The organism is Shewanella spartinae (assembly GCF_019457555.1).
Taxonomy (GTDB): Bacteria; Pseudomonadota; Gammaproteobacteria; order Enterobacterales; family Shewanellaceae; genus Shewanella; species Shewanella loihica.
Map to the genome: position 1 here is coordinate 2,208,543 of NZ_CP080418.1, position 12,443 is coordinate 2,220,985.

The 12,443-nt window shown below is 51.5% G+C and carries 12 protein-coding genes; 1 reads left to right on the forward strand and 11 read right to left on the reverse strand.

Annotated elements, in window-relative coordinates; all coding sequences use genetic code 11:
- Positions 1–73: 73 nt before the first annotated feature.
- From K0I31_RS09855 to adhE, 3 genes are all read right to left on the reverse strand, one after another.
- On the reverse strand, positions 74–700 hold the full coding sequence (locus K0I31_RS09855; protein WP_220080686.1) for a hypothetical protein: 627 nt from the start codon (positions 698–700) through the stop codon (positions 74–76).
- A 515-nt stretch (positions 701–1,215) separates the two neighbouring features.
- Positions 1,216–1,878 carry a 2OG-Fe(II) oxygenase gene (locus K0I31_RS09860; RefSeq protein WP_220080687.1) on the reverse strand — a complete coding sequence of 221 codons (663 nt, stop codon included), beginning with the start codon at positions 1,876–1,878 and terminating at the stop codon, positions 1,216–1,218.
- A 253-nt stretch (positions 1,879–2,131) separates the two neighbouring features.
- Positions 2,132–4,750, reverse strand: coding sequence for a bifunctional acetaldehyde-CoA/alcohol dehydrogenase (gene adhE / locus K0I31_RS09865; RefSeq protein ID WP_220080688.1), 2,619 nt, complete (start codon positions 4,748–4,750; stop codon positions 2,132–2,134).
- A gap of 320 nt (positions 4,751–5,070) precedes the next feature.
- On the opposite strand from adhE, the gene K0I31_RS09870 reads away from it, so the two are divergent.
- Positions 5,071–5,706, forward strand: a complete 636-nt coding sequence (locus K0I31_RS09870) for a YchE family NAAT transporter (RefSeq protein WP_041406624.1) — start codon at positions 5,071–5,073, stop codon at positions 5,704–5,706.
- Between the two features lie 94 nt (positions 5,707–5,800).
- Here the strand turns inward: K0I31_RS09870 and K0I31_RS09875 are convergent, their stop codons facing one another.
- From K0I31_RS09875 to K0I31_RS09910, 8 genes are all read right to left on the reverse strand, one after another.
- Positions 5,801–7,126 carry an anti-phage deoxyguanosine triphosphatase gene (locus K0I31_RS09875; protein WP_220080689.1) on the reverse strand — a complete coding sequence of 442 codons (1,326 nt, stop codon included), beginning with the start codon at positions 7,124–7,126 and terminating at the stop codon, positions 5,801–5,803.
- 28 nt (positions 7,127–7,154) lie between these two features.
- Entirely contained in the window at positions 7,155–7,742 is a 588-nt protein-coding gene (gene yfbR / locus K0I31_RS09880; RefSeq protein ID WP_220073828.1) for a 5'-deoxynucleotidase, read from the reverse strand.
- A 126-nt stretch (positions 7,743–7,868) separates the two neighbouring features.
- A complete protein-coding gene (locus K0I31_RS09885) occupies positions 7,869–9,083 on the reverse strand; it encodes a pyridoxal phosphate-dependent aminotransferase (RefSeq protein ID WP_011865712.1) in 1,215 nt (404 codons plus the stop codon).
- 278 nt (positions 9,084–9,361) lie between these two features.
- Positions 9,362–9,922: an elongation factor P gene (efp, locus tag K0I31_RS09890; protein ID WP_011865713.1), complete on the reverse strand. Its 561-nt coding sequence runs from the start codon at positions 9,920–9,922 to the stop codon at positions 9,362–9,364.
- Positions 9,923–9,969: 47 nt separating this feature from the next.
- The gene (earP, locus tag K0I31_RS09895; RefSeq protein ID WP_220080690.1) at positions 9,970–11,139 is read right to left on the reverse strand and encodes an elongation factor P maturation arginine rhamnosyltransferase EarP; all 1,170 of its coding nucleotides are present in this window, start codon (positions 11,137–11,139) and stop codon (positions 9,970–9,972) included.
- A gap of 210 nt (positions 11,140–11,349) precedes the next feature.
- Positions 11,350–11,877, reverse strand: a complete 528-nt coding sequence (gene fldA, locus K0I31_RS09900) for a flavodoxin FldA (RefSeq protein ID WP_011865715.1) — start codon at positions 11,875–11,877, stop codon at positions 11,350–11,352.
- Positions 11,878–11,927: 50 nt separating this feature from the next.
- Positions 11,928–12,200: a LexA regulated protein gene (gene ybfE, locus K0I31_RS09905; protein WP_011865716.1), complete on the reverse strand. Its 273-nt coding sequence runs from the start codon at positions 12,198–12,200 to the stop codon at positions 11,928–11,930.
- Positions 12,201–12,211: 11 nt separating this feature from the next.
- Positions 12,212–12,433: a DUF2788 domain-containing protein gene (locus tag K0I31_RS09910; RefSeq protein ID WP_011865717.1), complete on the reverse strand. Its 222-nt coding sequence runs from the start codon at positions 12,431–12,433 to the stop codon at positions 12,212–12,214.
- Between the last annotated feature and the right edge of the window lie 10 nt (positions 12,434–12,443).

Here is a 12,443-nt window from a genome sequence, read left to right on the forward strand (position 1 = left end):
TTTCTCAGTAAGGCTCTATCAAATTAAGCGTGTTATCTCCCTTAGTGGCAACCTGTGATGAGGCCTGAAAAATCTATGTCGCTTTCCAAAGTGGTCGGTCGAGATATGCGGCCAACTGTTTAGCGCTGGCTTCGATTTCTAACTCGCTGCCGTGATCCATCACATTGGCTCGCTCACCATCGCGAAAAACCAGATTAAGCTCATAGCTGCGGTACGATCGATTGTTAGAACGTATAGACTCACTGATGAGCTGCAACGCGTAGATGTCGCTGAGTCTTCCCTGGCGACTGGCATCATCTCTTTTCGCGCCATCGTAGCTTTTGCCGCAAAAATAGGTGCCTAAGGCTTTATCGAAGGTCATGTGCTTCTTGCCGGACAGCATCATGAGACTATCCCCGATGAATAGGGCGCCAAGTAACGCCATGGCGCTGCCACCACCTGATTCACCTTCGAGAAACAGGGTGGGACTGACGATGAAAAATATCCCTAAACCAGGTAGCAAAAACATCGAATATAAAATAATAGCCGTGACAGAGTGCTTAATAACAATTCGGCCTTGGGTCTCGACCATATCTTGTGTTTTAAAGTTTGCGCCGCCAGATTTCAGCGGATCCCAGCTGGTCTTTTCGGCAACAGGGTCATCCGTATCAGCTAATTTCAATTCGAATTTGTTGATTCTAATGTCCTTAATGGCGCTCATGGGCGTTTCCTTCTGTGGCATTACTCCTTAAGGGAAAGAGTGCAATGCTATGGGAGTATTGAGTTTGAATATCAGTGTCGGCGTCAATTATGACTTGTCATCTTCTATGCGGTTAGCGACTTCTCAAGCGAAAATCATTTCAAGCGACAGTCATCTCAAGCAACAGGCACTTTTAGCGACAGGCATTACTCTCAGAGTGAGTAAACAAAGAGTCCTTTTCATCTGGCATTTCCTATCGGTTACCACCTCTTAAGAACGCGCACCTTACTCGGCGCACCTGGCCAGCTTTGCTAGCAAACTTTAAAGGAGATAATTTATTTTACAATAACTTAGCACCGTCTTTGGCTGGTTGCCAATAGGTTGAATTGGGGGAGCGTGGGAGATTTACTAAGCAAGAGCGCTGGTCGGTAGCTTGCTGTGTGATTCATCGCGAGCTCAGATATCGATGAGCTCGCAAATGCATCTGGATTACATCTTAAGGGAATTCTGGGGACTTGCTTTCGATGCTGCGACGCTTAGTGCCCTGGCAAGCCGTCGTTGATGCGATACCAAGAGGTGAGGCTGTATCTGTCGTGGTGCGACAGGGAGACCTCGTGGGGGAAGAGTTCGCTTAAGAAGATCACCATGGTACCGAACCTTGGCTCGACAACTTGGAATGAGGTTGTTTCGTCGCCTTCGTACATCAGTAGTTCACCGCCGTGGCTGGGTTGCCAGTCTGGGTTGAGGTAGAGGATGCTGGTGAGCTTGCGGTTGGTCTGGCCCCTAAAGGCATCTAGGTGGCGTTTATAGAAGGCACCGGGCGCATAATAGGCCAGCATGGCTTCTTGATCGAACAGGCCCAGATAGAGATAGCGGTTGACGGCGAGGCGAAGCTCTTCAGACCAATCGAAATAGGCTTTGGCGAACTCTACCGACTCGTTTAACCAGCAGATCTTGTCCCGGCGAATCGACTCGACGACCTGTTGGTCTTGCTGACGACCTATGGCGGCGGCCTTAAAGTCTTCCTCGGCAAGTCCCGTGATGCCATCCAGCAGTTGTTGCAACATAGGCTGAGCCAAGACGTTGTGCAGCACAACATAGCCGTGGGTAGCTAGCCGATCGCAGATGTCGGCAAACAGGATATCTTTGAGTTCTGAATCTGATATTGAATCAGACGTTAAGTCTAAATGTGCTGTCAATGGCTTAGGATCCTAACAAGGGGTGGTGCCTTATAGCCCTAAGCTGACAGTCTTGCTAACTAATAATTTTTGTGGTCAAGGTAAAAAGCTTTTTCACTATTAATTACTGATTTAAAACAATTGGATAGAGTCGTTATGAGGAACGGTTGGCGCTGAATGAGAGGCACAAAAAAGGTGCTCTAAGAGCACCTTTTTAATGATGAGTGAGAGATGTAATTCGCGATACTAGCGCTCGCGTGAGTCCCTCAAGCGATTAGACGGCGTCTTGATACTTCTTACCGTAGAAGCTGGCGGTGAGGATCGCCTTGAGCTCTGCAATCAATGGGTATCTTGGGTTTGCCCCGGTACATTGATCGTCGAAGGCATCTTCGGCAAGCTCGTCGAGTTTAGCGAAGAAGTCGGCTTCGTTGACGCCTGCTTCTTGGATCGAAGCCGGAATGCCAATCGTCTTCTTGAGTTCATCGATTTTTTCGAGCAACGCTTCCACTTTTTCTTCATCGCTAATGCCTTCGCCTGTCGCGCCTTTTAATTTGAGATGTTCGGCAATCTTTGCGTAACGACAAAGGGCCTTGGGTCGATCGTACTGGCTGAATGCGGCCTGCTTAGTCGGTAGATCGGTCGCATTAAAGCGGATCACGTTGCTGATCAGCAGGGCGTTTGCCAAACCGTGTGCCAGGTGGAACTCGGCGCCCAGCTTGTGCGCCATAGAGTGACAGATCCCCAGGAAGGCGTTGGCGAAGGCGATGCCGGCAATGGTTGCGCCGTTATGTACCTTCTCACGGGCCACTGGTGCCTGAGCGCCCAGTGCGTATGAGTCTGGTAGGTACTTAACTAACAGATCCAGCGCCTGCAGTGCCTGACCGTCGCTGTACTCGTTGGCCATCACGCTGACATAGGCTTCCAGCGCGTGGGTGATGGCGTCGATACCCCCGAAGGCGGTGAGCGACTTTGGCATGTCCATCACCAGGTTAGGGTCAACAATCGCCATGTTGGGCGTCAGCTCATAGTCGGCAATTGGGTATTTCATGCCGGTTTGCTCGTCGGTGACTACGGCAAATGGTGTGACCTCTGAACCTGTGCCTGAGGTAGTAGGAATCGCCACCATCTTGGCCTTCTTGCCCAGTTTAGGGAACTTGTAGATACGCTTACGAATATCCATGAAGCGAAGCGCCAGATCGGCAAAGTCGACTTCAGGGTGTTCATACATCACCCAGATGATCTTGGCCGCATCCATAGGTGAGCCACCGCCGAGGGCGATGATCACATCGGGTTGGAAGCTCTTAGCCACGCTGGCACCTTGGTTAACAATCGCCAGGGTTGGATCGGCCTCTACTTCGTAGAAGACTTCGGTTTCCAGGCCCTGAGACTTTAAGATCTTGATGGTCTCGTCACAGTAGCCGTTATTAAACAGATACTTGTCGGTAACGATCAGCGCGCGTCTCTTATCGCTTAACTCTTCGAGGGCGATAGGTAAGCTGCCGCGGCGGAAATAGATAGAGGAGGGGAGTTTATGCCACAACATATTTTCGGCTCGCTTAGCGACAGTTTTCTTGTTGATCAGGTGGCTAGGACCTACGTTTTCTGAGATTGAGTTACCGCCCCATGAGCCACAGCCCAGGGTGAGTGATGGCGCCAACTTGAAGTTGTAAAGATCGCCGATACCGCCTTGTGAGGCCGGGGTGTTGATCAGAATACGCGCGGTTTTCATTCTAAAACCGAAAGTTCTTACCCGCTCTGTCTGAGTATCTTGGTCGGTATAGAGACCCGATGTATGGCCTATGCCGCCCAGTGTCACTAAGGCTTCGGCCTTGTTGAGCGCGTCGTCGAAATCGCTGGCGCGGTACATGGCCAGTAGCGGAGAGAGCTTCTCGTGGGCGAAGGCCTCGCTTTCGCTGATCTCGGTTGCCTGACCAATCAGCACCTTAGTGCTGGCGGGCACCTTGATGTTGGCCATTGCCGCTATGGTTGCCGCGCTTTGGCCTACGATGTCGGCGTTGAGTGCACCATTTTTAAGGATCACCTTCTGCATCGCCTTGGCTTCTTTGCTTGAGAGCATGTAGCCGCCATGGCTGGCGAAACGCTCTTTGACCGCATCATAGACGGTATCGACCACGACCACGGCCTGCTCTGACGCACACACCACGCCGTTATCGAAGGTCTTTGACATCAGGATAGAACTAACCGCGCGTTTGATGTCGGCGGTCTCGTCGATAACGATAGGCGTGTTACCCGCGCCGACACCGATTGCTGGCTTGCCTGAAGAGTAGGCGGCCTTCACCATCCCTGGGCCCCCTGTGGCCAGGATCAGGTTGATCTTGTCATGGGTCATCAGTTGGTTAGACAGTGCCACGCTGGGCTCATCGATCCAGCCGATAATATCTTTCGGCGCGCCGGCTTCGACCGCCGCTTCGAGCACCAGGCGGGCGGCGGTAGTGGTTGAAACCTTGGCTCTTGGGTGCGGCGAGAAGATGATGCCGTTACGGGTCTTGAGGCTGATCAGCGCCTTGAAGATAGCGGTAGACGTTGGGTTAGTGGTTGGCACTATGCCGCAGATGAGGCCAACGGGCTCGGCGATGGTGATGGTGCCGAAGGTTGGGTCTTCCTCTAGGATGCCACAGGTCTTGTCATCCTTATACTTGTTGTAGATGTATTCGGAGGCGAAGTGGTTCTTGATCACCTTATCTTCCAGTACACCCATACCGGTCTCGTTGGCCGCCATCTTAGCCAGGGATATACGGGCATCGGCCGCGGCCAGGGCGGCGGCGCGGAAGATTTTATCGACCTGCTCCTGACTAAAGTTGGCAAATTGTGCCTGGGCCTTGGCGACCCGTTCGACCAGTTGGTCGAGTTCCTGTTGGTTGCTAACAGTCATAATAAGATCCTTGGAAAAAAATTTAGCGAAAATTGGTTTTGGCTAAATTCTCTTTATGAAGGAAAATTACACTTTTGGCGGGGCGCTAACCGTGATCGGCGCCGCAAAACCGCCTGTTAATGTAATAAAATAACATTGTGAGCACAATGTGACGGCTTTCACTGGGTTAATTTTAGTCGGGTAAAAATAGAATATTTAAGTCAAAGTTGTGAATTGTGATAGAAAATCTCGTTTTTCCACGGAGGAGCAATACTGTACAGTAGGCGTTTTTCAACCATACTGCTTTTTAACCGACTATAGCGTCACTTGAGGAGATGACATTGGATTTAACACTTTATGTTAAATTTTTTCTTGGCTTGGTAGCGATAATCAACCCCATAGGTTTGCTGCCCGTGTTTGTGAGTCTGACCAGTCACCAGACAGAAGCGGAGCGTAACCATACGGGTAAGGTTGCCAACTTTGCCGTGGTGGTGATCCTGCTTGTGACCATCATCGCCGGCCAGCATATCCTCAACATGTTTAGTATCTCGCTGTCGGCGTTCAGAATTGCCGGCGGAACCCTGATCGCCATCATCGCCATGTCCATGCTGCAAGGTAAGCTGGGCGAGGTGAAGCGTAACCAGGAAGAAGACAGGGAGGCGTCGGGCATGGAGTCGGTTGCCGTAGTGCCTCTAGCCTTGCCGCTGATGGCCGGGCCTGGTGCGATCAGTTCGGTGATCGTATCGGCGGCGCAGCACAACACCTTTAGCGACCTTATTGGCATGTCGATCACTGTGGTGATCTTCGGCCTCACCAGCTTCACCCTGTTTCGTATGGCGCCGGTGATCTTCAAGCTGCTGGGTAAGACGGGCATTAACGTGATCACCCGTCTCATGGGTCTGTTGATGCTCTCTATCGGTATTGAGGTGATGGCGGCCGGTTTCAAGGGCTTGTTCCCCAGCCTGATAGGCAGCTAACCGGCTTTGGAAAAGCCTATGAATAAGAAAAACGCGCCCGGTGCGCGTTTTATATGCCTATTTCCTTCGTGTCTCTTGGTGCTTTGCGTTGGGCTTACTGCAGATCGATCAGGGAACCCGCCTTGGCGCTAAACAGATGTTGGTGCAGGCGTGCGGCAAACTCATCTGTCATTCCCGAGATGTAGTCGGCGATCACCCGGTTGCAGTTGCCTTCTTGCTGGGCCATCTGTTGCCAGCGCTCCTGGGTATTGAGCGGTAACAGACGCTCGGGATCAGAGGCGAAGGCCTCGAACAGCTCCATCACTATCTGCTGGCCCTTATATTCCAGCATCTGGATCTCGGGTTTGCGGATCACCCGCTTATAGACAAACTGCTTAAGCACATGGAGCGCCTCGGCGAAGGGAGGCTCCAGGCGGGCGTTATATCTGAGCAGTGGCTCGATAAAATTAGGGTTTTCATCGATCAAGATGGCGGTGACGAAACCGTTAACCAGGGTACCTATGGCGTCTTTGCGCAGGTGATTTTCCAGCGCAAACAGCTTATCGCCTATGGTGGCGAACTCCTTGGCAATCCATTCATCGTCGCTGCCCGCTAGCAGGCTGGCCACATCTTGCTGCCACATGGCCTGGGTGACGATTCCCATGACGATGGCATCTTCGAGATCGTGAATGGCATAGGCGGTATCGTCCGCCAGCTCCATGATAGAGCAGTCGAGCGACTTATGCCGGGTGCGTCTGTGTTGATCTCTTTCCCCTGCCTCTGCCGAGACGAATCGCTCTCTGTCTTGGGTCGATAGCGGCTCGAGTACCCAGTCGAGCACTGGCTTGTCCTCAAAGAAGATCCCTTTAACCGGACGCCACTGGCTGGGCTTGAGCTGACGATAGCTGTCGACCTCTGGCCTTGGCTGGGACTGATACAGTTCATTGTAGCTGGCGGGGTATTTAAGGATCCCCAGCAAGGTGCGCCGGGTGAGGTTCATGCCAAAGTGCTGGGTATAGGGCTCGAGTGCGGTGAGGATCCTGAAGGTTTGTCCGTTGCCCTCGAAGCCGCCGTCGCTACGCATCATATAATTGAGCGCGACCTCACCGCCGTGACCAAAGGGAGGATGGCCTATGTCGTGGGCCAGACAGAGGGATTCTATCAGGCTCATGGAGTCGAGCAGATGATGCAAGTCCGGGTATTTCTGTTTGAGCTGGGCGCAGATCCCTGTGCCTATCTGCGACACCTCCAGCGAGTGGGTGAGGCGGGTGCGATAGAAGTCGTTCATGCCGACACCCAGCACCTGTGTCTTGGCCTGTAAACGTCTGAAGGCGGCCGAGTGTAGAATGCGGGCGCGATCGCGCTGATAGGGGCTGCGGTGGTCGTTGCGCCTGAGTTTCTCTTCGCCCAAGCGTCTTTCATGCCAGATGGCTGATGTCATATGCTTTCCTCGTTGCCAGACATTGCTGCTAAAGCAGGCGATTGATCTCGTCGAGATTTAGCTCGAAGCTGGGAATAAAGGTATCGATAAAATATTTTACCGCTGGATCCGGATTTTTGCCGAGGGATTCGGTGAGGCGTCGCTTGGCGGTATTGAACTCGTGGTTGCCGGCCGTCTGCTCCTCCAGGCATTTGAGGTAGGCGCACAGGGTATCGGCAGATTTCACCAGTTGCTTGTACTCCTCGTCGGCCTGATCGCTCAGTAAAAGGTCCCGGTAATCTTCTTGAAACTCTTCGGGCACCATCTCCAGCAGCCTGCGCTCGGCAATCGCCTCTATCTTCTTGTACTCGGCCTCGATTTCCTTGTTGAAATATTTGACCGGGGTCGGCAGGTCACCGGTGAGGATCTCGCTGGCGTCGTGAAATATTGCCAGGGTGGCGGCGCGCTCCGGGCTGAGCTGCTTGTTGAATTTCTTGTTGGCTATGATGGCTAAGGCGTGGGCCACCATGGCGACCTGAAGCGAGTGTTCCTGCACATTTTCCGGCCGGACGTTGTACATGAGCGGCCAGCGTTGGATCAACTTCATCCTGGCCAGGTGGGCAAACAAATGACTCATACTGCTATCCCTGTTGCTAAGTTGCTTTAACAGTAACACAGGGCAAGTAAATAGAAACAGAGCCTTAAAAATAAAAAAAAGCGATCCTGAGATCGCCTTTTCTTTGTTTAGTTACAGCCAGAAAGCTTATTGGCTGTAGCTGGTGAGGAAGTCACCGAACTCCACCAGTGCCTTGTGCAGATCTTCCTTGTGGGGCAGGAAGACCACCCTGAGATGATCCGGCTCTGGCCAGTTAAAGGCGGTGCCTTGGACCAGTAAGATCTTCTTCTCTTTGAGGAGATCCAGCACCAATCGCTCATCATCCCTCAGGTTAAACTTCTTGGCGTCGAGCTTAGGGAAAGCGTACAGCGCGCCCTTAGGTTTCTTACAGCTGACCCCTGGGATCTGATTGAGTAGCTCATAGCAAGTATTGCGCTGCAGCGTGAGTCTTCCCTCGGGAGCCACCAGCTCGTTGATGCTCTGATAGCCGCCCAGCGCGGTCTGTATCGCGTGCTGATTGGGCACGTTGGAGCACAGTCGCATGGAGGCCAGCATGTCCAAGCCTTCGATATAGCTCTTGGCGGCCTTGAGGTTACCCGAGAGCATCATCCAGCCGACGCGAAAGCCCGCGGCGCGGTATGACTTGGAGAGACCATTGAAGGTGACGGTCAGAATATCGTCCGACAGTGTCGCTGCCGGAATATGCACAGCGCCATCGTAGAGGATCTTGTCGTAGATCTCGTCGGCAAACAAGATGATGTCGTGCTGACGGCACAGCTCGATGATCTCCAGCAGTAACTCGCGGGAGTAAACGGCGCCCGTGGGGTTGTTAGGGTTGATCAGCACAATTCCGCGGGTACGGCTGCTAATCTTGGATTTGATGTCGTCGAGATCGGGAAACCAATCGGATTCTTCATCGCAGCGATAGTGCTGCGCCTTGCCGCCAGAGAGGTGCACCGCCGCCGTCCACAGAGGATAGTCGGGTGAGGGCACCAGCACCTCATCGTCACTGTTCAGCAAGCCCTGCATCGCCATCACGATGAGTTCCGACACGCCGTTGCCTATGTAGATATCCTCGATATCGACGCCAAACAGCCCCAGGCTCTGGTAGTGCTGCACGATCGCCTTGCGCGCCGAGAACAGCCCCTTGGACTCGCTGTAGCCTTGGGCGCTGGGCAGGTTGAGGATCACGTCGCGCACTATCTCTTCCGGGGCCTCGAAACCAAAGGGGGCCGGGTTACCAATATTGAGCTTAAGGATGCGATGGCCTTCATCTTCCAGGCGTCTGGCTTCCTTATGGACAGGCCCGCGGATGTCGTAACAGACGGTGTCGAGTTTATTGGATTTAATGATAGGGCGCATCGAAACCTCGTGATAGCCGGTAAAGAAAAAAGCTGATTGTGTCAAAGCTCGTAAGTTATCGAACAATAACGAAAAAAAGTATTGTTTAAAAGGGGCTTTGCTGCAATTTAGGAAATATTTTTAGAGGAAAATGCTGAATAGGTTATTTGTTAAAAATAATATTGGAGTTTTATTCTAGTGTGTTTGCTGTTGGCAGTTATTGTCACTACTTTTGTCAGCTTCAGGTACAAAAAAGCCAGCGAATTACGCTGGCTTTTGTTATCGAGTTAACGGCTTGTTTAAGCGCGCTTTTTGAACTCGTGTGTGCGAGTGTCGATCTCGATCAGGTCGCCAGTCTTAACGAAGTCTGCAACGCTCAGGGTTGCACCACCAGCGATAGTGGCAGGCTTCATGACTTTACCTGAGGTGTCGCCACGAGCTGAAGGCTCGGTGTAGGTCACTTCACGTACAACAGTGGTTGGTAGTTCAACAGAGATAGCCTTACCTTCGTAGAAAGTTACCTGGCACTGTTCTTCCATACCGTCAACGATGTAAGCAGCAGCATCGCCTAGGTTGTCGGCTTCAACGTCGTACTGGTTGTATTCGGCATCCATGAAGACATACATAGGATCGGCGAAGTAAGAATAAGTACAATCAAGACGGTCTAGAATGATATCTTCCATCTTGTCTTCACCCTTAAAGGTGGTTTCGGTAGATGATTCTTGAAGTAGGTTCTTCAGCTTCATCTTAACGATAGCCGCGTTACGGCCTGAACGAGTTGTTTCAGTCTTTTGAACAACCCATGGGCTGCCATCTAACATGATCACGTTACCTGGACGGATTTCATGAGCAGTTTTCATTTCTCTATTTCCTATATTTTAGGGTGTTTCTATTTCAACGCAGTATCTTAGCTATTTTTAACGAATTGAACTAGTCGTGTTGCAAGATCTGCATCATTTAATGCTTCATTCGGCCAATCTTGTGCGTGTTGCGTGAGGGCCAAATACGCGTTATCCACTCGTTGCCACAGGGAAAGCAGGCTTTCCTGCTCGCCTTGGTTAAAGCCGATATTGAGCTTTTTCCAGGCGCTGGCGATTTCTGGGGCCAGATTATGACAATAAAGTGCCATAAAGGCTTCTAATTTTATCAGGTGATAGTCTTCTTCCTGGGGATAGATATGCCAGATAAAGGGTTTCGCGGCCCATTGGGCGCGCAGGAAGGAGTCTTCACCGCGCACTATGTTGAAGTCACAACTCCATAGCAGGCGATCGTAACCCTGCTGATCTGTCATCGGCAGCAGATGTATGGTCAGCTTGCCGTGGTGAAAACGACTTCCAGGTGTCAAAGCCTGCTGCTGGTCGATGAAGGCTCCCAAGCTATTGAGGCTGCGGCCGATAGGCACTAACAAATGCACTTGCTTGTCGCCATCTTGCCAATGGCGGCACAGCGCCTCGAGACTTTCGGTTTCATAGCTAAACAGGCTGATGACGGTATCGTCAGTCTTAATGCCGCTGAGTCCTAAGGTCTCAAAAAAGGCCAGCCGTTCGTTGTTTTCCTGCCACGTTTGACGGCGCTCCAGCAGATCCGCTTCGCAGATGAGGCCGCCAGTCTTGTTGGTAAAGCCAGGAAAATAAAATTGCTTCTTTAGGCCACTGCGCTGCAATGAGGGGAGGCCGTGGCAGCCCTCGACCCAGTCTTCGGCGCTCAGATACTCAAGGTTTAGCCAAACGGGCACCTTGTCGCCGCCTTGATGTAGCTCGGCTATCTTGCTGAGCACCTCGGGGGGCAGTTCACAGGCAAACGCCTCGATAAGTACCTCTCCCGGCAGATACTCCTGGCTTAGCGGCGCATCCCACTGTTTGATGCAAACGCCCTCGAAGTTTTGGCTAGCACATTTAGGGTCCAGCTTTGGCAAGATATGACCAAAGCTGGCTAAGTCGTCCACCCATAGGGTGACGGCCAATCCATATTCTTTTGCTAACTGTTTGGCCAGACGCCAGGTGACGCCGATATCGCCATAGTTATCGACGACGGCGCAGAAGATATCCCAGTGGTTGGCGTGTGTTTGACTCTGCATGGGGTTAGCTAATTTGGGTTCTCTATTACTCGGGGAGTGTTTAACGCGACTTATTTCTTCGCTACTATCCCTTTGCCATTATCCCTTCGCCATTATGGCTTCGCAAAGGCGAGAGTGAAGTCTTGCATTAGGGTTCATATATTAGGGCTAATATGTCAGGGCTAAAAAAAGCGGCTATTCGCCGCTTTTTATACTGATGTGGCCGAAAGATTAGTCTTCCAGCTCTGCCAGGCACATCTCTTCGTAGATCTGCTTAACCCAGGCATCGACACGCTCTTCGGTCAGCTCTGGTTGACGATCTTCGTCGATACCCAGACCCACGAAGTGCTTATCGTCGGCCATGCCTTTAGAGGCTTCGAAGTCGTAGCCGTCGGTTGGCCAGTGACCGATAACCACGGCGCCGCGCGCCTCAACGATCTCGTTAACCATGCCCATGGCATCGAGGAAATACTCGGCGTAGTCTTCCTGATCGCCACATCCGAAGATAGCGACTAGTTTACCGTCGAAATCGATCTGTTCTAATTCAGGGAAGAAATCGTCCCAATCGCATTGGGCTTCACCGTAATACCAGGTCGGGATACCGAATAGCAGCAGATCATATTCTGCAATCTGTTCTTTGGTACTCTTAGCGATATCCTTAACGTCGACCATCTTCTTACCCAGTTTCTTCTGGATCATCTTGGCGACGGCTTCGGTATTACCTGTATCACTGCCGAAAAAAAGACCTACAGTTGCCATTGTCTTTCCTTTATCTAGTTCACTGACGTTTGTTTCAATACCACTTAAGATCAGCTTCTGACCTGCTTAAGCAGTATCGATTCGATTAATTGGCTGCGGCTGATGTTACTGGCCAAAGCCTTTTCATTCAAGGCGTCGTATAAATCTTGTGACACCTTTAACTCTATTCGTTTTAATCCTGCGGCTCTGTCGCGCTGGATCTGATTTCGCTTATTGACCTTTAGTTGTTGCTCCCGGGGAAGGGGATTGCTGCGAGGGCGTCCTCGGCGTTTCTCCGTTGCAAACAGGTCTATCGTTGTTCTGTCTGAAGATTCTTTTGCCATCGAATGTTCATTTAACCTATGCCAGAGCTCTCCCAGGAGAGTTGGATCAAGCCCTTAGCTATAAACCCGGCACAGCCGAGAAATAATACTAACCAAACAATATAGCGGCCAAATTTAGGGACATTTCCCTGTTTGAGCACGTCATGTATTGCCATACCAATAAAGAAAAATATCGCTGCAAAGAACAGGTTTAAGCCAACTGCCTCTATCTGTTCCATATACTGAGATAACATGCTGCGTTCC